20 protein-coding genes and 1 tRNA gene are annotated in these 20915 nt (G+C 59.8%); 10 read left to right on the forward strand and 11 right to left on the reverse strand.

Annotated features, from left to right (window positions below):
- Nucleotides 1-49 precede the first annotated feature (49 nt).
- The 3 genes from cgtA to rplU all read right to left on the reverse strand — a co-directional run bounded on the left by cgtA (nucleotide 50) and on the right by rplU (nucleotide 1880).
- Complete coding sequence (gene cgtA, locus BLP65_RS02760; RefSeq protein ID WP_092992405.1) at nucleotides 50-1072, reverse strand: Obg family GTPase CgtA; 1023 nt, start codon at nucleotides 1070-1072, stop codon at nucleotides 50-52.
- 220 nt (nucleotides 1073-1292) lie between these two features.
- Nucleotides 1293-1550 (reverse strand): 50S ribosomal protein L27, encoded by a 258-nt coding sequence (gene rpmA, locus BLP65_RS02765; RefSeq protein WP_092992407.1) that lies wholly within the window; start codon nucleotides 1548-1550, stop codon nucleotides 1293-1295.
- Nucleotides 1551-1568: 18 nt separating this feature from the next.
- The gene (gene rplU / locus BLP65_RS02770; RefSeq protein WP_092992408.1) at nucleotides 1569-1880 is read right to left on the reverse strand and encodes a 50S ribosomal protein L21; all 312 of its coding nucleotides are present in this window, start codon (nucleotides 1878-1880) and stop codon (nucleotides 1569-1571) included.
- 245 nt (nucleotides 1881-2125) lie between these two features.
- Here rplU and BLP65_RS02775 point away from each other — a divergent pair, with 245 nt between their 5' ends.
- From BLP65_RS02775 to ftsH, 5 genes are all read left to right on the forward strand, one after another.
- A complete protein-coding gene (locus BLP65_RS02775) occupies nucleotides 2126-3094 on the forward strand; it encodes a polyprenyl synthetase family protein (RefSeq protein ID WP_092992410.1) in 969 nt (322 codons plus the stop codon).
- Nucleotides 3095-3104: 10 nt separating this feature from the next.
- Nucleotides 3105-3181, forward strand: a tRNA-Pro gene (locus BLP65_RS02780).
- Nucleotides 3182-3242: 61 nt separating this feature from the next.
- A complete protein-coding gene (locus BLP65_RS16585) occupies nucleotides 3243-3647 on the forward strand; it encodes a hypothetical protein (protein ID WP_139181405.1) in 405 nt (134 codons plus the stop codon).
- Nucleotides 3648-4018: 371 nt separating this feature from the next.
- On the forward strand, nucleotides 4019-6286 hold the full coding sequence (locus BLP65_RS02785; RefSeq protein ID WP_092992412.1) for a PAS domain-containing sensor histidine kinase: 2268 nt from the start codon (nucleotides 4019-4021) through the stop codon (nucleotides 6284-6286).
- A 318-nt stretch (nucleotides 6287-6604) separates the two neighbouring features.
- The gene (gene ftsH, locus BLP65_RS02790; RefSeq protein ID WP_092992414.1) at nucleotides 6605-8461 is read left to right on the forward strand and encodes an ATP-dependent zinc metalloprotease FtsH; all 1857 of its coding nucleotides are present in this window, start codon (nucleotides 6605-6607) and stop codon (nucleotides 8459-8461) included.
- Nucleotides 8462-8524: 63 nt separating this feature from the next.
- Here the strand turns inward: ftsH and BLP65_RS02795 are convergent, their stop codons facing one another.
- Together BLP65_RS02795 and BLP65_RS02800 are read right to left on the reverse strand one after the other, a co-directional pair.
- Entirely contained in the window at nucleotides 8525-9277 is a 753-nt protein-coding gene (locus BLP65_RS02795; RefSeq protein WP_092992416.1) for a slipin family protein, read from the reverse strand.
- A gap of 3 nt (nucleotides 9278-9280) precedes the next feature.
- On the reverse strand, nucleotides 9281-10693 hold the full coding sequence (locus BLP65_RS02800) for an NfeD family protein (RefSeq protein ID WP_092992418.1): 1413 nt from the start codon (nucleotides 10691-10693) through the stop codon (nucleotides 9281-9283).
- A gap of 260 nt (nucleotides 10694-10953) precedes the next feature.
- Between BLP65_RS02800 and BLP65_RS02805 the strand changes: the two genes are divergently transcribed.
- Nucleotides 10954-11904 (forward strand): MBL fold metallo-hydrolase, encoded by a 951-nt coding sequence (locus BLP65_RS02805; protein WP_175452412.1) that lies wholly within the window; start codon nucleotides 10954-10956, stop codon nucleotides 11902-11904.
- Nucleotides 11905-11962: 58 nt separating this feature from the next.
- Here the strand turns inward: BLP65_RS02805 and BLP65_RS02810 are convergent, their stop codons facing one another.
- A complete protein-coding gene (locus BLP65_RS02810) occupies nucleotides 11963-12598 on the reverse strand; it encodes a HEAT repeat domain-containing protein (protein WP_092992422.1) in 636 nt (211 codons plus the stop codon).
- Between the two features lie 150 nt (nucleotides 12599-12748).
- On the opposite strand from BLP65_RS02810, the gene BLP65_RS02815 reads away from it, so the two are divergent.
- On the forward strand, nucleotides 12749-13030 hold the full coding sequence (locus BLP65_RS02815) for a hypothetical protein (protein WP_092992424.1): 282 nt from the start codon (nucleotides 12749-12751) through the stop codon (nucleotides 13028-13030).
- Nucleotides 13031-13261: 231 nt separating this feature from the next.
- On the opposite strand, the gene rssA is transcribed toward BLP65_RS02815, so the two are convergent.
- Entirely contained in the window at nucleotides 13262-14176 is a 915-nt protein-coding gene (gene rssA, locus BLP65_RS02820; protein ID WP_092992426.1) for a patatin-like phospholipase RssA, read from the reverse strand.
- Between the two features lie 80 nt (nucleotides 14177-14256).
- Here rssA and BLP65_RS02825 point away from each other — a divergent pair, with 80 nt between their 5' ends.
- The 3 genes from BLP65_RS02825 (at nucleotide 14257) to BLP65_RS02835 (ending at nucleotide 16849) form a co-directional block, all read left to right on the forward strand.
- Nucleotides 14257-15318, forward strand: a complete 1062-nt coding sequence (locus tag BLP65_RS02825) for a thioredoxin family protein (RefSeq protein WP_175452413.1) — start codon at nucleotides 14257-14259, stop codon at nucleotides 15316-15318.
- A gap of 57 nt (nucleotides 15319-15375) precedes the next feature.
- The gene (gene mazG, locus BLP65_RS02830; RefSeq protein WP_092992430.1) at nucleotides 15376-16188 is read left to right on the forward strand and encodes a nucleoside triphosphate pyrophosphohydrolase; all 813 of its coding nucleotides are present in this window, start codon (nucleotides 15376-15378) and stop codon (nucleotides 16186-16188) included.
- Between the two features lie 127 nt (nucleotides 16189-16315).
- Nucleotides 16316-16849 (forward strand): zinc ribbon-containing protein, encoded by a 534-nt coding sequence (locus BLP65_RS02835; RefSeq protein ID WP_092992432.1) that lies wholly within the window; start codon nucleotides 16316-16318, stop codon nucleotides 16847-16849.
- Nucleotides 16850-16900: 51 nt separating this feature from the next.
- Here the strand turns inward: BLP65_RS02835 and lnt are convergent, their stop codons facing one another.
- The 4 genes from lnt to BLP65_RS02855 all read right to left on the reverse strand — a co-directional run bounded on the left by lnt (nucleotide 16901) and on the right by BLP65_RS02855 (nucleotide 20885).
- Nucleotides 16901-18436, reverse strand: coding sequence for an apolipoprotein N-acyltransferase (lnt, locus tag BLP65_RS02840; protein WP_092992434.1), 1536 nt, complete (start codon nucleotides 18434-18436; stop codon nucleotides 16901-16903).
- Nucleotides 18414-19319 (reverse strand): HlyC/CorC family transporter, encoded by a 906-nt coding sequence (locus BLP65_RS02845; protein WP_092992436.1) that lies wholly within the window; start codon nucleotides 19317-19319, stop codon nucleotides 18414-18416. Before BLP65_RS02845 ends, lnt begins: the two co-directional genes overlap by 23 nt.
- Before the next feature lie 131 nt (nucleotides 19320-19450).
- Entirely contained in the window at nucleotides 19451-19930 is a 480-nt protein-coding gene (gene ybeY, locus BLP65_RS02850) for an rRNA maturation RNase YbeY (RefSeq protein WP_092992438.1), read from the reverse strand.
- Nucleotides 19902-20885: a PhoH family protein gene (locus BLP65_RS02855; protein ID WP_245688218.1), complete on the reverse strand. Its 984-nt coding sequence runs from the start codon at nucleotides 20883-20885 to the stop codon at nucleotides 19902-19904. The genes ybeY and BLP65_RS02855 overlap by 29 nt, the downstream gene beginning before the upstream one ends.
- Between the last annotated feature and the right edge of the window lie 30 nt (nucleotides 20886-20915).

A 20915-nucleotide genomic window follows, 5' to 3' on the forward strand; every position in this document is an offset into this window, starting at 1 on the left:
ACCGGATGACGGAAGTTCGGAAAAGCGTTCTCTGCGGTGAAACCCTTCTTTACCCCTCGGTTTCCCGCAACTCCTCAAGCCGGGCCATGATGTCCTGCATGAGCCGGTCCGTGCCCATTTTAGCGATGGCACTGATGCGATAGACCGGACCCTCCCAACCCAGTTGCTGGATGATGTCGTCACATACGGCATCGCGCTCCTGGTCGGGAAGCAGGTCCACCTTATTAAGCACCAGCCAGCGTTCACGCCGTGCCAGCTCCGGACTGAATGCCTCCAGCTCGGCCTCGATGGCGCGTACCGCACCGATCGCATCCGTATCATCGTAGGGAGCGACATCCACCAGATGCAGCAAGATACGGTTTCGGGCCAGGTGCTTGAGAAAACGGATCCCGAGCCCGGCTCCCTGGGCGGCACCTTCGATGAGTCCGGGGATGTCGGCGATGACGAAACTGCGATGGCTTTCGATCTTCACCACCCCCAGATTGGGGTAGAGCGTGGTAAAGGGGTAATCCGCCACCTTGGGTTTTGCGGCCGAGACCGAACGAATCAGCGTCGATTTACCCGCATTCGGCATCCCCAACAGACCCACGTCGGCCAACACCTTCAGTTCCAGACGCAGCGTCCGGTCTTCGCCAGGGGTACCGGGGCTCGATTCGCGGGGTGCGCGATTGGTGCTGCTTTTGTAGCGCGCATTGCCAATCCCGTGAAAACCGCCCTGGGCCACCAACAGGCGCTGACCATCCTTTATCAGGTCACCAAGCAGTTCCTCGGTATCCTCGTCGTAGACGATGGTACCGACCGGAACCTGGATTTCCCGATCGGAGCCGCCCTTTCCAGTCATGTTGCTGCCCTGGCCCGGCTTTCCGTTTTCTGCCTTGTAGCGGGACTGATAGCGCAGGTCGACGAGCGTATTCAGATTGCCATCGGCCACCAGGTAGACGCTGCCGCCATCACCGCCATCGCCACCATCGGGCCCGCCGAAAGGAATATACTTCTCGCGCCGAAAACTGACGCAGCCGTTACCGCCCTTACCGGCCTCGACGTGGATGGAGACTTCATCGACAAATTTCATTTTCGCACCTGGCGACTATTAACCACGGGGAACACGGGGCGCACAGAGAAAGCAAATGATATACAGAGAAAACAGACGATACGGAGGTCACAAAGAGCACCGATCACGACGCTGGACCTGTTCTTATCGGATTCCCCGTGTTCCCCGTGGTTCAATTCTGTGCCCAAACAAAAAAGCCCCGCTGTACGGGGCTTTTTTACAGTACCTGTCGGAGCTCGTCTTACTCGCCGACGATACTCACGAACTTGCGGCCCCGCTCGCCTTTGGTCTCAAAGACCACTCGACCATCGGCCTTCGCGAACAGCGTGTCGTCTTTTCCGCGACCTACGTTCACGCCGGCGTGGAAGCGGGTGCCCCGCTGCCGAACCAGGATGTTACCGGCTGTGACCACTTCACCGCCATAGCGCTTGACGCCAAGACGCTTGGAAATCGAATCGCGACCGTTACGGGTACTTCCGCCTGCTTTTTTATGTGCCATTGTCTAAATCCTCAGTCGTCAGCCGGTGATGCTGGTAATTTCCAGCTCGGTGTAGTCCTGACGGTGGCCCTGAGTCTTCATATGGTGTTTGCGACGACGGAACTTGATGATCCGAATCTTCTCGCCGCGGCCATGCGACTTCACGGTGGCCGTCACTTTGCTGCCGTCCAGGACGGGCGTACCGATTTTCACGTCGTCGCCATTGGCGATCATGAGAACCTGCTCGAGCGAAACCTGCTCACCCACTTCGGTGGGCAACTTCTCGACGCGCAGGGTTTCACCCTCTGACACGCGATACTGTTTGCCACCGGTCTTGATTACCGCGTACATGTTGGCGTCTTCTCCAAACCAAATCGTTTTTGTAATCGGGACACGAAAGACCGGCAATTCTAGCGTTTGCCATTCGACAGGTCAAACTCCATAATAGGCGGCGTTTTTCGGGCGGTCCCACAGTGGCTGCCTTTTACCCATAAGTCGCTCTACAGCGGTGCGCGCGGCCTTGTGCCGGGAGCTTGCGGGAATTCTGGGTAAAGGGTGGAGCAAGGGGCCGTGTGGCACCTCTATGACTGGTCCGCATGCAAATCCAAGACGTCTACTCCCTTATTGATGATGATCGCCGCGCGGTCGACGAAGTGATCAAGCACCGGCTCTATTCGGAAGTCGAGCTTATCAATCAGGTCGGTCATTATATCGTGAACAGCGGGGGCAAGCGGCTGCGGCCGATGCTGGTCCTGCTGTCGGCACGCGCTTTCGGCTATGAGGGCACGTGTCATCACGAATTGGCCGCCGTGGTCGAGTTCATCCATACGGCTACACTGCTGCATGATGACGTGGTCGACGGTTCGGAGATGCGTCGCGGGCAGGATACCGCCAATGCGGTCTGGGGCAACGAAGCTGCCGTTCTGGTAGGCGACTTTCTCTATTCGCGCTCCTTCGAAATGATGGTCAACGTGGGCGACATGCGGGTCATGGAGATCCTCGCCGAGGCCACCCGCACCATCGCCGAGGGCGAGGTCAAACAGCTACTGAACGTCCATAATGCCGAAGCCACGGAATCGGAATACCTGGATGTCATCTGCAGCAAGACCGCCAAGCTGTTCGAATCCGCGGCGGAACTGGGTGCCGTCATCAGCGGGCGCAAGGAGGCTGCCGAGGCCATGGCTGCCTACGGCCTCCACCTCGGGGTTGCCTATCAACTGGTCGACGATGCCCTCGACTACAGCGCTGCCTCCAGCGAGCAGCTTGGCAAGAATATCGGCGACGACCTTGCTGAAGGCAAGCCGACACTACCGCTGATCTATGCACTGGAACACGGTACCGCACAACAGGCCGCAGTGATCCGTGAGGCCATCGAGAACGGCGGCAAGGAGCTGATCGAGTCTGTCAAAGAAGCCATTGAAAGCACCGGCGCCATCGCGTACACTTCGCGCTCTGCGAAACGGGAGGCGGAAAAGGCCATGCAATCCTTGGCCGTGCTACCCGATTCGCCGTACAGGGATGCAATGATATTCCTCGCCCGGTTCGCGGTCGAACGGACCTACTGAAAGTTGTAAACGGGGTGTAGCTCAGCCTGGTAGAGCACTGTCTTCGGGAGGCAGGGGCCGGAGGTTCGAATCCTCTCACCCCGACCAATCCAATCAGAGGTTTATCCCGAAACCCTCTGTCCCTTCAGATACCCAATTTGATTAAATCTTGATCTCCGGCTTCTCCAAAGCCACTACGGCTGCGCAGAAGGTGAATCCGGGAAACTCTCTGTCGTTGGGAGTTTCTGATGTTCACCGCAGCAGCGATCACGATGGCGCCGGCTCGGGTTCAGGTGATATCGAGCCGGTGCTCGGCCGCAATCGTGGCAATCCGGGCACCATCAACCCCAGCCTCTTCGGCGTAGTCGGGCCGCCGGCTAACCACCTCAATGACTTCATCCAGGATCTCGGCAGGCCGCCGCAGCCCAATCGATTCACCAACCGTCACGAGTTCAGCTCGGGTAAAGCCGTCGTGGTATCACGGTTGGTTCACCCGTTTACCCGTTACTTCTGCACGAAAGCGTTCCTGACCGACCGGGGCCGACGCATCGCCCCTATGCGGCTCCACCCATGAGACGTTGAGGCAACGACCGTTTGGGCTACGATGGGGTTCAAAGCTGAAGGCGCACTGTAGGAACTGTCGCCAGTGCGACAAACGCTTGGGCTGAAAACGGCCACGCGCGGTCAGCGCGCTCTTTCGCGGTAGCTTCCGTTTAGGAGCTATCTAGTGGTCAATTGTTCCCTCCTTTCTTACCAGAGCCGTCCGTCAATGACCTAACACGGTTGACGCGACAAATCTGTGACATATGTCACTTTCTGTGGCATAGTCAATCTAAACCCAAGGAGGCGCAGTCTTATGAAAATTGCGAAAAGCCAGGCACGGGCGCAAAGACAAATCGGCTCGTACTCCGTTGGAGGATATGAGCGGGAATAGAAGAACTCGGCATGGATGCAAAATTCCAAATCCCTTCTTTTACCAAGCTCCCCACGGATCTCAGTGTTTTCTCGCTCGTTCCCGATCCCATTCTCGTTCTCGACACTTGTGGATTAATTCTGAGGCTCAATCGGGCTGCGGAGCAGTTTTTCGGTCACGATGAGTCGGAACTGCATGGGCAGTTACTAAGCTCACTGTGCCATCCCGATGATGCAGAAAACCTTCTGTCTTCTTTGCGACAGATAAACAAGCAGGTTACCTGCTTGGAACCGTACCGATTTCTCATGGAAGGCGAAATCTATCGATGGATCGAATGGCACGCCCGCCCGACTGGAGAGGGGAATGATCCGATTCTTGTCGTCGGCAGAGATGTCACAGAACGGCGCATGGCAAACTTGAAGCTCCGTGAGAGCGAAAGACAGTTGGCCAGGGGCGAGTTAATAGCCGGACTCGGCAGCTGGCGATGGGACTCGCAATCGGGTGAGCGTCTGTGGTCAGACGGCTTTTATCAGTTACTCGGGCTGTTCCCGCAATCGGTCAAACCCTCATTTGAGCTTTTTTGCGAATACCTCCCCGAGGATTCCCGGGAAAAGCTCGAAACGGCTATTCAGTGGCTGTTCGATAGCGGCCAGGCAGTGGAAGTCGAACACACCATTGTCCGCTCCGATGGCGGGATGCGCCTCGTTCAGTCAAGGCTGCAGCCGCTTTATGCCGTAGATTCTAAAGTCATCGGCTATACCGGAACGGCACTGGATATCACCGAACTGTCTGCCGCCCGACATGCTTTAGCCGATTCAGAGCTTAGGTTCCGAATGCTGATGGAGCACGCCACGGACGCCATTCTGGTGGCGAATGACCATGGGCAACTGATAGGTGCCAACCGTCGTGCCATGGACTTTTTCGGCTATTCAAAAAACGAATTGATGGCCATGGGTCCGCTTGACCTCTATCCGCCGGAAGAGCGTAAGGGGGTCATCGAAGCGTTCCGCGATATTGACCAGGCGGGTCAGTCACTTTATCAACACACAGCACGGCGCAAAAATGGCAGCTTGGTTGATGTCGAGGTCAGCGGCGCGCGCGTTACCGATGGCGAAACCGCTATCTATCTGGGTATTTTTCGTGACGTCAGCGAGCGGAACCGTCTCCAGGAGGAGATGCGTCGCAAGACAGCAGAACTGGAGGCATTGTTTGCCAATCTTCACGTCTGTATCGCAGTGCTGGACCGGGAGTTTAACTTCTTGCGAGTCAATCGGGCGTATTGCGAAATGACGGGCATGCCTGCGGAAGCTCTTGTCGGTCGCAGCCACTTCGACCTTTACCCCCATGAGGAAAACGAACGTATTTTCGGTCGGACGGTCGCGACTGGTAAAGCCCACAGCGCGATTGCCAAAGTGTTTGAGCACCCGAGCCTCGGGGCCACTTACTGGGATTGGACACTAACACCTTTTACGAATCAGGCTGGTGAAGTGGAAGGGATGGTTTTGAGTCTTATCGACGTGACTGAACGAGAGCAACAGCGGCAGGCAGCGGAGAGTGCCTGGCTGCGTGCTCAGGACGAACTGGAGCAGCGTGTCAGGGAAAGGACGACTGAATTGGCGGCCGCCAACCGAGAATTGGAGTCATTCAGTTATTCAGTGTCCCACGACTTGCGCGGCCCTCTGCGCGCCATCAACGGTTTCAGCGGGGCTTTACAAGAAGATTGCGGGGAACTTCTTAACGAGGACGGACACAACTACCTGCAACGCATACAGAGCGCCACCCTGCGAATGAGTGATCTGATCGACGGTCTTCTGAGCCTGTCTCGGGTTTTTCGGACCGAATTGGAACGTACTGATGTGGACCTCAGCGGACTGGCCGAAGAGATCGTGCGCCAGCTACGATCCGGGGCAGGGCACCGTCAGGTAAGTGTCGATGTAGAACAGGGGATGACAACCTGGGGCGACCCAACGCTAATACGCCTGCTGTTGCAAAATCTGTTTTCCAATGCCTTGAAGTTTACCTCCAATAGCCCGGAACCTCGCATCAGTTTTGTAAGCCTACTTATTTCCGGACGCCGGGTGTTTGTCATAAGGGACAACGGAATCGGCTTCGAAATGGAATACGTACACAAACTGTTTCAGCCATTCGAGCGTCTTCACGACGATAAGAATTTTAAGGGTTCGGGTATCGGGCTGGCCACGGCGAGGCGTATCGTCGAGCGCCATGCAGGAGAAGTGTGGGTTGAGGCCGTCCCAAGCCAAGGGGCTTCTTTCTATTTCACGCTCGGAGGGGACAGTTAAAGCGACTTTCTGAACAAGCCATATTCGGGGCGAACTGGTGGTGATATCGGCTACGGAATCTGGCGCCGGGAAGTAGCGCAGGCGAGCCCAGCGCAGGTCACCACAATGTCCTTCTGCCTCCCTGTACCATCGCAAACGGCTTCCAGGATATCTCCAGGTTGCCTCAATAGCTGTTCGCGGCGCCTTTAAACGATAGTCTCCAGCCGAATCGCCGTAAACCGGACGGCGAACGTTACCTGCCCCGGACTGTGCAAGGCTGTCGGCTTCGGATAGGCTCAAGGAATACGAGTCCCGCTCTGTTTGCGTCTGCCCGGAGAGATGTCCGAAAACGAACAGCAACCACCGATTCAAAAATGGGTCCCCATCGTGCTATGGGTCGCCCTGGCACTTTTGCTGTTTGCCCTCTTTTCTGTCCCTACCGATGAACCACGAACAGAAATCACCTATACGCAATTCCGGGACCTGGTAGAGGACGGCGCAGTGAAACGGGTACTCCTTCAGGGCCGGAATATTGAAGGAGAACTGCGTCAGCCAACGGAACTGGGCCCCCGGGAAACGACCGGCACGATGTTCAGCACCCGGGTACCGGAGTTCGGGGCCGAGGAGCTTCTGGCGCAGCTGGAAGCCGGAGATATCGCCATCGAGGTCGAGCCGCCGGAGGAGGAGCGCCTTCTCACCCGGCTGCTGATCGTGCTGGTGCCCTGGCTGCTGTTCATCGGTCTCCTGGTCTGGTTTTTCCGGCGAACCGCCCGCCAGATGGGGCAACTCGGCCCTGGCGGAGGCGAGATGAAACGCTTTCTCGAGCGATCCACCGAGCGAGCCGAAATACCGAACATAAGCTTTTCCGACGTAGCGGGCCAGGAGGGGGCCAAGCGCGAGGTCCGGGAGTTGGTGGAGTACCTGAAAGAGCCCGACAAATTCCGACGCCTGGGGGCGGAAATCCCCCGAGGGATTCTGCTCATGGGTCCGCCGGGGACCGGCAAAACCCTGCTGGCCCGGGCCCTGGCCGGGGAAGCCGGCGTGCCGTTCTACACCATCTCCGCCTCCGAATTCATCGAGGTTTTTGTGGGGGTTGGTGCCTCACGGGTACGCAATCTCTTTGCTGCGGCGAAAAAAAATGCTCCCAGCATCATCTTTATCGACGAGCTGGACAGTATCGGCCGAACCCGCGGTACCGGTCTTGGCGGAGGGCACGATGAGCGGGAACAGACGCTTAACCAGATCCTGGCCGAACTGGATGGTTTCACGGGACGGGAGGCCACGCTGGTGCTTGCGGCGACCAACCGCCCCGACGTGCTGGACCCGGCGCTGCTACGGCCCGGGCGTTTCGACCGACACGTCAACCTGGACCTGCCGGACCGCGAAGCGCGATTGGCCATACTGAAGCTGCACGCCGCCAAGGTACCGCTCGCCTCCGGCGTAGATCTGGAACAGATCGCCGGCGGCACACCCGGATTCGCAGGTGCCGACCTGAAAAATCTGGTGAATGAATCCGCCATTCTTGCCGCCCGCGAAGGGAGTGAAAACGTCGACCTCAGGCATTTCGATGAAGCCCGCGATCGGGTAATGATGGGTGCGGAACGGCAACTCATCTTTCAACCGGAGGAGCGTCGAAGGCTGGCGTTTCACGAAGCCGGACACGCCCTGGTGGCTCACTTCCTGCCGAACACCGATCCGCTCTACAAGGTCAGCATTGTTCCCCGCGGGCGCGCACTGGGCGGTACGCACCAACTGCCCGAACACGAGCGCTACACCTTCCCCGAGGAGTACCTGCGGGACCGTCTGGCGGTGACGCTCGCGGGTCGATCGGCTGAGAAACTCATGCTCGGCAGCATCAGTTCGGGTGCCGACGACGATATTCGGCAGGCCACCAAGCTCGCCCGCTCAATGGTCTCCCGGTGGGGTATGTCGGATGAAGTCGGGCCGGTGGATCTCAGTGACAACGAAGAGCACCCGTTCCTCGGGCGCGAGATCGCCCAGCCCCGCCGCTATAGCGAACAGTCGGCAGAGAGTGTGGATCGAGCCGTTCGCAATCTCCTGCAGGAGTCGGAAAAGCGAGCCCGTGGTACGCTCGAAGAGCACCGTCATGCCCTTGAGCGTCTCGCCGTCGAACTTGAGAAGAAGGAGACGCTCCGGGCCGACGACATAAGGAGTTGCTTGGAAGGTGCCCGTTAAGAACCCTACCCCTCAAGCAAACAGCCTAGCCGAAGCCCGGCAACTCGTGCATGAAAAACGGGTCTATTTTCGCAGCTTCGACAGCAGGGGTTCGAGGATATCCATCGGCAGCGGGAAAACGATGGTGGAGTTCTTCTCGCCGGCGATGTCGGTCAGGGTCTGCAGATAGCGCAGCGTAATGGCCTGAGGCGACTGACCAAGCACATCCGATGCCTGGCGCAGCTTCTCCGAGGCCTGCAGCTCGCCTTCCGCGTGGATAATCTTCGCGCGGCGCACCCGCTCCGCCTCCGCCTGCTTGGCGATCGCGCGGATCATGCTCTCGTCGATATCCACATGCTTGATCTCCACATTGGAGACCTTGATGCCCCAGGCATCGGTCTGTTTGTCGAGAATATTCTGGATGTCGTCGTTAAGCTTGTCACGCGAGGCAAGCATCTCGTCGAGATCGTGCTGGCCGAGCACGGAACGCAGGGTAGTCTGGGCCAGCTGACTGGTGGCCTCATAGTAATTCTCTACCTGGATGATGGCCCTCTCCGAATCGAGCACGCGGAAATAGATCACGGCATTCACCTTTACCGAGACGTTGTCGCGGGAGATGACATCCTGCGAGGGGACATCCATGACAATGGTGCGCATATCCACCCGGACCATCTGCTGGATAACGGGAATCACCAGCCGCAGGCCGGGCCCCTTCACCTTCCAGAAGCGACCGAGCTGGAAGACCACGCCCCGTTCGTACTCCCGCAGCACCCGGAAGGCGCTGAAAATGATCACGGCAACAAAGCCGACTGCGATCAGTGTGAAATAGTTGAACATGTCCTACTCCCCTTGTTGTTCCGGTGTTTCCTCTTGCGGCGTCACATTCAGGCAGAGCCCGTCCAGACCCATGACCCGAACCTGTTGTCCCTTGCGCACAGGCGTGTCGGTTCTGGCCCGCCAGCGTTCTCCGTGGGCATGCACGTGGCCTTCATGATCGAAATCCTCCAGTGCGGTGGCCAGAATCCCCACCATCTCCTCACTGCCACTGACCACCGGCCGATGCCGCGCCCGGATGACTGCACTCATCAAGAACATGAACAGCGCCCCGGAAAACAGTGCCACGCCGCCGATGAGCGCCGGAGATATCCCGAATCCCGGAGCATCGGTATCGATAAGGATAATCGAGCCAATCACGAATGCCGCCAGCCCGCCAATCCCGAGCGCCCCGAAACTGGGCGCAAACGCCTCCCCGAGCATCAAGGCGACCCCCAGGATGATCAGGGCCAGTCCGGCGTAGTTGATGGGCAGGACCTGAAGCGCAAAGAGGGCCAACAGCAGAGAGATTGCCCCAATGATTCCCGGCACCAGGGCCCCGGGATTGGCAAACTCGAAGATCAACCCGTAGATGCCGATCAGCATCAGGATATAGGCAATGTTGGGATTGGTAATGACCGCCAGCAGTTCGCTACGCCAGTCCGGTTCCATGGGCACCAGAGCCATTCCTTCGGTATCGAGCGTCCGTTCCTCGTTGTTGATGGTAACGGTACGGCCGTCTATCTTCCGGAGCAGTTCCTCGGGAGTGTCAGCGATGAGGTCGATGACATTTTTCTCGAGTGCCGCACTGGCACTGAGGCTCACACCCCGGCGCACCGCCTGTTCCGCCCATTCGGCATTGCGCCCGCGTAGCTCGGCCAGTCCGCGAATATAGGCTACGGCGTCGTTGACCACCTTGTTCATTCGCGGGTCATCATAGGTAGCGGCTGGTTCATCCGCAGCCGGCTGGTCACCTTCGTCCCTGCCCGGTGGTTCCTCGTCCGATTCCTGTTCTCCGGCTCCGGGGAGCGGGGAGCCACCACCAACCGAGACCGGCGTTGCCGCACCCAGGTTGGTCGCCGGTCCCATGGCGGCGATATGGCTGGCATAACTGATGTAGGTTCCCGCCGAGGCGGCACGGGCACCGCGTGGGTAGACGTAACTGACCACCGGAATGGAGGAACTCAGAATAGCCTGGATAATCTCCCGCATCGCCGAGTCCAGCCCGCCGGGAGTATCCATCCGCAAGACCACCAGCTGTGCACCCTGCTCCACCGCCTTGTCGAGAGAGCGTCGGATATAGTCGCTCGTGGCGGGGCCGATAGGCCCTTCGATATCCAGCCTTACGCCAAGCCGATCCGCCGGTTCCGCATCCTGGGCAGCGGCCGAAGCGCAGGCGACGAGCAGGAGAACGAGGATTAGCCGTAGAAGGAAGTTCATGCTTTGATACGGTTAGGCACTCCTCCAATAGTAGCAGCCCGTCGCCTACGCAGTCCGCTCGGTAATACATTGACCAATTTTGGCCAGTTTCTCGATGGGGTTCGCGGGGCTCACCCCATCCTACTTGCTGGTGTCCGTCGGCTAACAGACCAAATTTGCCCAGTAGGCGCCTGAAACCGCCGATGCTAGACTCACCGGTTCATCGAAGCACCAAAAAAAAACCGGCATCGACCGGATATAAAGACCCACAGGAGGATACCTTGAAAAAAGTAACCGCATTGACAGCGATGCTGTTGATGGCGCCGGCGTTCGCTACAGAGCGCGGACCCGCCATCCCGGACTACCCCGCCGATCAAGTCGCCAATAACACCTACGTGATTCACGGCCCGAAGGGCTATCCCTCACCCGAAAACCAGGGATTCATGAACAATCCGGCTTTCGTCGTTACGGACGAAGGTGTCGTTGTGATCGACCCGGGCTCCAGTGTGCAGACCGGGGAGATGGTTCTGCGCCAGATTCGGGAGATCACCGAAGCACCGGTGGTCGCCCTGCTCAACACCCATGTTCATGGCGACCACTGGCTCGGAAATCACGCCTTCCGCAATGCCGACCCGCAAGTCCCCATCTACGGGCACCCGAATATGATCAAGGGAGTGGAAGAGGGTGCCGGAGAACAGTGGATCGACATCATGCATCGCTCCACCGAAGGAGCCACCGCCGGTACCGAGATCCGTGGCCCGAACATCGCGGTGGGCGATGGCGATGCCGTCAGCTTCGGTGACACCACCTTTCGATTCCACCACCCGGGACCGGCCCACACCACTACGGATATCATGATCGAGATCCCGGAGAAAAAGGTGCTGTTCCTCGCCGATAACGTCTGCAACGAACGCATCGTCGGAATGAACGACGGCACCTTCCGCGGCAGTGTGGAGGTGATCGATGCCGCCTTGCAGATCCCGGCCGAGGTCTATGTGCCGGGACACGGCCAGACGGCCGGGGTTGAATTCGTGCACGACTACCGCGGTTACCTGGATGGCGTCTATTCCGGCGCCGAAGAGTTCTACGAACAGGGCATGGAACCGTTTGAAATGAAGCCGTTAATCGAGAAGCGTCTGGCACGCTTCAAAAACTGGACCGGCTTCAACGAAGAGCTCGGCAAGCACATCAGCCTGGCGGTCCTGGAAGCCGAACAGGCAATGTTCGAATAGCAAGCCTGGAATCCGAGAATAGCCTCGGACAGGCTCCCAAGCGGCAGGGATGCCGCCCCTACCCGCCCAGCTTCTCCAACGACTCCTCCGCTATCTCTTTCACTTCGGCGCTGTCATCCTGCAACCTTTCACGAAGGTACGCCGCAGCCTCCGGTGAGCCGCTCAGGCCCAGAAGATGACAGGCATCACTTCGTATCCTGTGGTCCTCATGACGGGACAGCTCGCCAAGCCGGGGCACAAGGGCCGTCAACGCCTCGCTCCCCTCCCGGTTCTCCAGCAGAGCATTGGCCCCCAGACGGACCTGCATCGGCGCCTCGGGATCGCCGACAATCGCCAGCGTTTCCACAAGCCGTTGCGGCTCAGCCTCGAGATACGCCTCGGCTTCGGAGAATCTGCCGGAACTCAGCAGCTCATGCAGGTACTCGCTGCCCGCCTCACCACCCAGGGCCTTTTCAGCCCACTGTTTGAGCGCCCCCGGCGTCTGTGCACCCTCCAGGATAAAAGGGCCAATGCGGGTCCAGGGCGCAGAACGCACACCCATCTCCGCCGCCTTCTCCGGATGAACGGCCACATTGATCACCTCCAGGCGGCCGATTTCCCCGCTCTTGACCAGGTCGGAAAGCCCCTGCAGGACCCCGGGACAGTGGGGGCACCCGGGAGCAATAAACAGGAGTGCATCGGGGACTTGGGACATGGGGGACTCCTTGAAAGGTCGACCGCCCCACACAGGTTGGGACAAAGCCGAGTATTCATGTAGACTTTTCGTATTCCGGCTCAGGATAATACAACGTCATCCTGACGGCCAATCTACAGAGACGAATTGGACCCCGGGTCCGGAGAGATAATGAGCGAAACCGAATTTAGCAAAGAAGAGCAGATCCTGCGTGCCGTCAAGAGGGTTCTTACCGAGGTCATCAAGGATACCGCGACCGAACCCGGTATCAAGCACCCCTTGAGCGAAAACACCGTCAACGGTCTCCGGGACTGCCTGATCCTGATCAGCCAGCGGGAACAGGAGCTGGCTGCAGAGAACGACAGGCCCATGGATATGCGCCCTCAATTCAAGGATGGTCCGAAACCACAGGGCGACGTTGTGGTGCCGATCGAGTCATTGAAAAAGAAATAGCGACTCAGCAGAAACTTGCCTTTATCAGAGGGGACATGGGGCAAACAGCTCTAGGTGCCCCACTCTAGGGAACCTCTAAAAATTGATTTTTCGTCACTCCCGCGAAAGCGGGAGCCCAGTAAAATCAAACGGCTGGATCCCGCTTTCGCGGAAATGACGAATTTATAGAAGTGCCCTTTATTCCTTCTCTTTAGTTCTCCCCAAGGCCTGATCCGGTCGTGGGCCTGAGCGTCATTCAATAAATCGGGCCAGTGCCGGTCGCATCTGTTTCACCGTGTCGTAACCGACCGCGATGACTTCGTCGGCGCGATCGAATTCCAGCAAGCCCACGTGGGCCAGACGTGGTTCAATCAGCAGGTCCGGCGGGTCGCCGGCCATACGGCTGCGGGTTATGCGGTCCTGCATGATATTGATGGAAGAGGCGAGGACATCGAAAAGACCCGGCGCCTTGGGGGCCCGGCCGGGAGCCGCACCGCCCATCAGCTTGGAACGCAGTTCGTCGTTGAAACGCTGCACGATCTGGTCCCAGACGGCCTTGCTTTCGCCGGGACTTTTCTCCGGCTTCAGGCGGGGCGGATGCATGAGGTGCTTGCCGACGATGTCGCCGTTGAGATTGACCGCAATTATGAGGTCGGCCCCCAGAGCCCTGGCCGCCGACACCGGTACCGGATTGACGAGCCCGCCATCCACCAGAAAATCGCCATTCACCTTGACGGGATTGAAGAGTCCCGGCAGTGCCATGGAGGCCCGAACCGCCTCCAGAATGGGGCCGGTCTGCAGCCAGATTTCACGGCCGGTATTTAGATTGGTGGCAACAGTGGCGAAAATCCGCTCTGCCTCTTTCATATCCCGGTCGCGAATGTGTTTGCGAAAATATTCGGTCAGGGCCTCCCCGGCGATAAACCCGCCCGCCAGTTTGACGTCCATGAAGCGGACGATGTCCCACCAGTCGAGGGCGCGCGCCCACGCCTCCAGACGATCCAGGCTATCCGTCACATAACCCGCGCCGACCATGGCCCCGATCGATGTCCCACAAACAATTTCCGGCTCGATCCCCTCCTCGGCGAGGGCGCGTATGACCCCGATATGGGCCCACCCGCGGGCCGAGCCGCTGCCAAGTGCCAGTGCGATGCGTGGTCTGCCCATCTTCCTCTCCGTTGGTTTGCGCCATTATACGTTCGAGACCACTCCTGCACAGAGGCCCATGGATGGTTTACTATCCGGATATGTTCACAAAACTCGTAACACACGGCGTCCTCGCACTGCTACTGCTGGTGCCCGGTCCGATCCTGGCGCAAGAGTCGGATGCAGAATGGGATGCCTGGGAGCAGACCCTGACGGAAGAGGCCGAGGAGGCGTGGGAGTTCAACGACGCCCCGCTCACGGAGCAGGTAGAGACGCCCGACTGGTTTCAACTCACCTTCCTCGATCTGGGGGAGGACTTGGCCGACGCGAAACGCGCGGGACGCGAAGGGCTCATTGTCTATTTCGGACAGAAATATTGCCCCTACTGCCAGGCGCTGATGGAAGACCTGAAACAGCCGGACATCCGAAGCTACGTACAGAGTAATTTTCACGTGGTTGAGGTGGACATTCACGGCGACCGTACCGTCACCGATCCGGAGGGCCGTGAATCCAGCGAAAAGGCCTTCGCCGAACGGGAGAATGCCAACCTGACGCCCACGCTGATTTTCTATGATCCCGAGGGTCGTCAGGCTCACAAGCTCACCGGATACCATAGCGCCTACCGCTTTCGCGCGGCCCTGGAGTACGTGGCGGACGACCATTACCAAACCGAAAGCTTTCGCAGTTACCTCCAGCGCGCCGATCCGAATCTGGCCCCGCGTGAGGGGGAGCTCAATCCATCGGAGGTTTTTGCACCGCCCCCGTTCAATCTTGACCGCACCCGGTTCCCCGGCGAACGTCCGCTCATCGTCTTTTTCGAGCAGGCCGACTGCCACGCCTGCGACGTCCTGCACTCCGGCCCCATGCAGCGCAAGGCGATCCGCGATCTTCTCGACCAGTTTGACACCATACAACTCGGAGTATGGGGCGAGACGCCCGTCATCACTCCCGATGGAGAGAGGCTGACCGCGCGCGAGTGGTCGGAAAGGCTCCGGCTGTTCTACACACCGACGCTGCTGTTTTTCGACCGCGGTGGCGAAGAGATCCTGCGGCTCGATTCGGTGGCCCATTTCTACCGCATTCAGGGCGTACTCCAGTACGTCCTCAGCGGCGCCCACCAGGAGGGCGTGGCACTGCAGGAGTGGAGCCGCCGCAACCGGTAAAAAGGATTTAGTGTCCGACCATCGGATGTGCACCACAGAGGACCGAAAGCCAATTCCATGAAACACTACAACCGCATAGAAACCCTGCTGGAGGTGATGGCGCGCCTGCGAGCTCCCGAGGGGGGGTGCCCCTGGGACCGGGAACAGACCTTTGCAACCATCGCGCCCTACACCGTCGAAGAGGCCTATGAGGTGGCAGACGCGATCGAGCGCCAGGCGCTTTCCGAGCTACGCGAGGAACTCGGTGACCTGCTGTTTCAGGTGGTCTTCCATGCCCGCATCGCCGAAGAGGGGGGGCACTTCGGATTCCCCGATGTGGTGGAAACGGTGGTGGAGAAGATGGTGCGCCGCCACCCACACGTGTTTGGCGATGAAGAGGTGGAGGATGCCGAAGCCCAGACCATCGCCTGGGAAGCGCAGAAGGCCCGGGAGCGATCCGCCAGGGCCGGAAGCCGAACCCAGAGCGTGCTGGATGGTGTCGCCGTTGCCCTGCCCGCCCTCACCCGTGCCGAAAAGCTGCAGAAACGTGCGGCCCGGATCGGCTTCGACTGGCCCGATGCCCACGGCGCCCTTGAAAAAGTCAGGGAAGAGACGGAAGAGGTGGTCGAGCAACTGGAACAACACGACAGCAGCGCACTGCAGGACGAACTGGGGGACCTTCTGTTCGCCTGCGTAAACCTGGCCCGCCTGGCCCGAGTCGATCCGGAAACGGCCCTGCGCGGCGCGAACAGCAAGTTCGAACGCCGCTTCCGCGCCATGGAGGCCACGCTGGAGCGAGCGGGCCGGTCACTCGATGAGGCTTCTCTGCAGGAGATGAATGTAGAGTGGGAGCGGGTAAAGCGCAGCGAAGGAAAGATCGCCGGTTCGTGAGTTGGCAGATGCCACCGCATCCGTCAAACTGAACCACGACCATATTGCCAAGGCGCAGTGACACGGGTCTGAAGATACCACCACGACCCGGTCGGCACGGCCTTAACATAGAAGGCATAGAGACAACATGAGCGAAAAAGAGAATCACCACGGGCTCGGCGAACGCCTCGCCGAAGGCTATCACCGCATGCTGGAACGGGTTCGCCAGCGCCTGGACGATATCGAACACGATACCGGCCCTACCCTCAAGCGCGCTATCGATGATGCACAGGAGCGCGCGACCGAGCTTGGTGAACTGAGCCGGGAAGAATCCGCAAAGGTGGCCGAATACCTGCGCAGAGACCTGGAGGATGCAGCCACCTTCGTCTCCGAGAGCGGACGCGAGCTCGGTAACTGGCTGAAATTCGACTGGAACCTGATCGAGCGCAGCCTGGCCGACCTCTTCGCCAATGCCGTCGATCACACCCGGGTCGAACTGGAGCAGTTCTCCGAAAGAGCCGCAGCCCTCGGTGAGTGGCACACCGGAGAAGTCACGGCGATGGGAACCCTGCAGTGCAAAAGCTGCGGTGAGGAGCTGCACTTCCATGGGCCCGGACACATCCCGCCCTGCCCGAAGTGTCACGGAACCACCTTCCGTCGCCTGACCGACGCGGAGCAGTAGCGGTAAACAGCAGGCCCTGCACCCTGAACGCTTCGCCGCGAGGGCGCGCCCTCACCCGTGAGCGAATTTACGGCTCAGCACGAGGGCGATACCGGTTCCGGCCAGCAACCAGATCAGAACCGGCAGATTGCGCCACAGGCCGTATGGGGTTGTGCCCGTCATGGGCTGAACGCGGTGAGTAAGGACATACCTTTCGAATTGAGGTGAAGTGGCCAGCAATCGTCCGCGCGCATCGACCAGCGCCGAGATCCCGTTGGTGGTCGCCCGAAGCATCGGCCGCCCCGTCTCCAGTGCCCGCATGCGGGAGATCTGAAGGTGCTGGTGGGGCGCCAGCGAATCACCGTACCAGGCGTTGTTGCTGCCGTTCACCAGCAGCGTGGCATTCTGGAGCGTTCGGGCGAATTGACTGCCGAAGGCATCCTCATAGCAAACCGAGACCGCTGCGCGGTGACCGGCGACCTGCAGGGGCTGCTGTCCCTCCGGACCGGGGATAAAGCTCGACATCGGTACATCGAAAAAGCCGATCAGGCCGCGCAGAAGTGACTCGAAAGGCACATATTCTCCAAACGGCACCAGGTGCTGTTTGAAGTAGAAATCCCGGTGTGAGCCGAGGCTCATCATGCTGGTAAAGTACTGCCTGCCATCTTCCGCCAGGACCGGCAGCCCCAGGATGAGATCGGTGCCGGTCTCGACCGCCTCACGCTCCAGGGGATCGAAATACTGGTCGGCAATCTCGTGATAGAAGACCGTCACTGCGTTTTCCGGCCACACCACCAAATCGCTCTGCCCCAGCCGTTCACGGGTGAGCCCGGCGTAGGTCTCCAGACGCTCCCGGATCGCTCCGGGCTCCCACTTGGTCTCCTGGGGCAAATTGCCCTGGATCAACGAGACCGTGAGGGGCTTCCCTTCCGGAGAGGTCCACTCGAGCCGGTCGACCCACCAGGCGCCCCCCCAGAATACCGCAGCAAGCAGGATCGGCACGACAACACGAGCCCCTTTGACTTGCAGACCCGGGACAGAAACCAGCCACGCCACCAGTCCGGCGGTGAAGGCCACCACCCAGCTCATGCCATACACACCGGCGACGGGTCCCCATCCGGCCAGGGGACCATCGATCTGACTGTATCCCAGACTCAGCCAGGGAAAACCGGAGAACAGCCAGCCCCGCAGCCACTCCCCCCCGGTCCACAAGGCGGGCCAGAGCAGTAGCAGGGCCGTCGCAGGTCCACTCCGCGGCGCCAGACGCCGGCCCAAATACCCTACCAGTGCGGGATAGAGGGCGAGAGCGGCAACAAACAGTCCGGTGAGTAGTGCGGCGGGCAGCATCCCGGTGCCGCCGAACTCGTTGATGGCGACGAACACCCAGCTGACCCCTATGCCGAACTGCCCCAGTCCGAACAGGAACCCGAGGCCAGCGGCACGGCGCGGCGCAGCATCATGCCAGAGCCAGAACAGTACGGCGGGAGAGAGGACCGCGAGCGGCAGGATATCGAAGGGGGCGAAGGCCAACGGCAGCAGACCACCGGCCAGGAACGCCGCAAGGCCGGCCACCCCCGGGGAAACATCAAATCGCCGAGAGAGGTTCACCCGAATCTCCGGCGTCGGTCTTGCGGCCCTGCGGTAGCGGAGCGACCTCCAGCAGATAGATACGACGACTGTCCGCCCGGAGCACGGTAAACCGGTACTGCCCCATCTCCACCTGTTCACCGCGTTTGGGCATATGTCCGAACCCCTTGAGGACCAGCCCGCCGATGGTATCGAACTCCTCGTCGCTGAAGTCGGTCCGGAAGAATTCATTGAAATCGTCGATGGCGGTCAGGGCACGCACCATATAGCGCCCGTCCGCCACCTGAAGGATATCGGTATCCTCCTCCTCGACATCGTGCTCATCCTCGATCTCACCGACGATCTGTTCCAGGACGTCTTCAATGGTGACCAGACCGGCCACGCCTCCGTATTCGTCCACCACCACGGCCAAGTGATTGCGGCTGGAGCGAAACTCCTTGAGAAGCACGTTGAGGCGCTTGCTCTCCGGCACGAAAAGCGCCGGGCGCAGGACCTCGCGGATATTGAATCCGCCTCCTCCGTTGGCAACGAAGGGGAGCAGGTCCTTGGCAAGCAGGATCCCCACCACCTCATCGCGATTGTCCCCGATGACGGGGAAGCGGGAGTGGGCCCCCTTGATGATAATCGGCAGGATTTCCTGGAGAGAGGCATCCCGCTCCACCACGTTCATGTGGGAGCGGGGAATCATGATGTCGCGAACCTGCATTTCCGACACCTCCAGCACGCCTTCGATCATGGCGTAGGCATCGGCATCGATCAGGTCCCGCTGCTGCGCCTCCCGGAGAGACTGCAGAAGCTCGTCGCGATCTTTGGGCTCGGGCTGAAGTACCTGTCCCAGCCGCTCCAGCCAGCTTTTTTGCGGCCGCTCGTCACCGGCGGCGCTACTAGGTCGATCGTCGTTCATGTGTGTCGTTGGTCACCCTGCGAAAGACAAGATACAAGCCCGTCGTGCGGTGCTTGTATCTTGTATCTCGCTCAGGAACCGTACCTGGTTCGTTATTGTCGGGAGAGTGGAAACCCATTGTATACCCATGATCAGGCAGGCTCCGCATAAGGGTCGCGATAGCCCAGGCCGGCCAGTATTCGCCTCTCCAGCGCTTCCATTGTTTCGGCCTCGGCCGGGTCGACATGATCATACCCGATCAGGTGCAGACAGCCATGGACTGCCATGTGGGCCCAGTGCGCCTCCTGGCCCTTGCCCTGCTCCAGCGCCTCCCGCTCGACGACCGGCGCACAGATCACCAGATCCCCCAGCAGCGGATACTCGACGCCCGGGGGGGGCTCGAACGGAAAGGAGAGCACATTGGTCGGTTTGTACTTGCCCCGATAGCGCCCGTTCAGGGCGGCGCTCTCCGCCTCATCGACCACCCGCACGGTCAACTGCGTAGCGCCCTCCGAGCTGTCGCCGAGAGCGGCCGTCACCCATTGCACGATGCTGTTTTCCGCCGGCAATCCGGTCGCCTCCACAGCGACCTGCCAATCCAGATCAACGGCCACCGGTAGCTTCCTGCTCATCAAAACGCTCATAGGCGCCGACGATGCGTTGGACCAGCGGATGCCGGACCACGTCCTTGGCGAGAAAGAAGGCGAAGCTGATGCCTTTGACGTCCTTGAGCACCTCGATCGCATGACGCAGACCCGACGATGCGCCGCGCGGCAAATCGGTTTGCGTGACATCGCCGGTAATCACTGCGGTGGAGCCGAAGCCGATCCGGGTGAGGAACATCTTCATCTGCTCTTCCGTAGTGTTCTGCGCCTCGTCGAGAATGATGAAGGAGTCGTTGAGGGTACGCCCGCGCATATAGGCAAGCGGCGCCACCTCAATCACGTTGCGTTCGATGAGTTTGGCCACGCGTTCGAAACCGAGCATCTCATAGAGCGCATCATAGAGAGGCCGCAGATAGGGGTCGACCTTCTGGGCCAGGTCACCCGGCAAAAAGCCGAGCCGCTCGCCCGCCTCCACGGCGGGACGGGTGAGGATCAGACGGCGCACCTGGTCCCGCTCGAGTGCTTCCACCGCACACGCCACCGCCAGATAGGTCTTGCCGGTGCCTGCCGGCCCCACTCCAAAGTTGATGTCGTGAGTGAGGATGTTCTTGAGATACTTTTTCTGGTTGGGTCCGCGGCCCTTGATCACGCCGCGCTTGGTGCGGATGACAACTTCCTCGACATCATCCTGCTGCTCCAGCATCTCCTCGATACCGGACTCCTGAAGAAACAGGTGAACACGCTGGGGGGTCAGGGTCTCTTCACTCGTAGTGCGGTAAAGCCCCTTGATGACCTCACCGGCCGCACCGACCGATTCCCCCTCGCCGATCACCCGGAAGGTGTTGCCGCGGTTATTCACCTCGACCCCCAGCCGCCGCTCGATTTGCTTCAGGTGTTCATCGAACTGCCCACACAGATTGGCGAGCCGATCGTTGGAGGCGGGTTCCAGGGTGATGTCCAGGCTATCGGGAGTGTCCTTCAAAGGAGTGGAAACCTTGGCTTGCACGAAGCT

This window comes from Thiohalomonas denitrificans (assembly GCF_900102855.1).
In the GTDB taxonomy this organism is placed as follows: domain Bacteria; phylum Pseudomonadota; class Gammaproteobacteria; order Thiohalomonadales; family Thiohalomonadaceae; genus Thiohalomonas; species Thiohalomonas denitrificans.

Coding starts and splice junctions, on each gene's coding strand:
- cgtA (WP_092992405.1), bottom strand. CDS start 1,072: ATGAAATTTGTCGATGAAGTCTCCATCCACGTCGAGGCCGGTAAGGGC.
- rpmA (WP_092992407.1), bottom strand. CDS start 1,550: ATGGCACATAAAAAAGCAGGCGGAAGTACCCGTAACGGTCGCGATTCG.
- rplU (WP_092992408.1), bottom strand. CDS start 1,880: ATGTACGCGGTAATCAAGACCGGTGGCAAACAGTATCGCGTGTCAGAG.
- BLP65_RS02775 (WP_092992410.1), top strand. CDS start 2,126: ATGCAAATCCAAGACGTCTACTCCCTTATTGATGATGATCGCCGCGCG.
- BLP65_RS02785 (WP_092992412.1), top strand. CDS start 4,019: ATGGATGCAAAATTCCAAATCCCTTCTTTTACCAAGCTCCCCACGGAT.
- ftsH (WP_092992414.1), top strand. CDS start 6,605: ATGTCCGAAAACGAACAGCAACCACCGATTCAAAAATGGGTCCCCATC.
- BLP65_RS02795 (WP_092992416.1), bottom strand. CDS start 9,277: ATGTTCAACTATTTCACACTGATCGCAGTCGGCTTTGTTGCCGTGATC.
- BLP65_RS02800 (WP_092992418.1), bottom strand. CDS start 10,693: ATGAACTTCCTTCTACGGCTAATCCTCGTTCTCCTGCTCGTCGCCTGC.
- BLP65_RS02810 (WP_092992422.1), bottom strand. CDS start 12,598: ATGTCCCAAGTCCCCGATGCACTCCTGTTTATTGCTCCCGGGTGCCCC.
- BLP65_RS02815 (WP_092992424.1), top strand. CDS start 12,749: ATGAGCGAAACCGAATTTAGCAAAGAAGAGCAGATCCTGCGTGCCGTC.
- rssA (WP_092992426.1), bottom strand. CDS start 14,176: ATGGGCAGACCACGCATCGCACTGGCACTTGGCAGCGGCTCGGCCCGC.
- BLP65_RS02825 (WP_175452413.1), top strand. CDS start 14,257: ATGTTCACAAAACTCGTAACACACGGCGTCCTCGCACTGCTACTGCTG.
- mazG (WP_092992430.1), top strand. CDS start 15,376: ATGAAACACTACAACCGCATAGAAACCCTGCTGGAGGTGATGGCGCGC.
- BLP65_RS02835 (WP_092992432.1), top strand. CDS start 16,316: ATGAGCGAAAAAGAGAATCACCACGGGCTCGGCGAACGCCTCGCCGAA.
- BLP65_RS02845 (WP_092992436.1), bottom strand. CDS start 19,319: ATGAACGACGATCGACCTAGTAGCGCCGCCGGTGACGAGCGGCCGCAA.
- ybeY (WP_092992438.1), bottom strand. CDS start 19,930: ATGAGCAGGAAGCTACCGGTGGCCGTTGATCTGGATTGGCAGGTCGCT.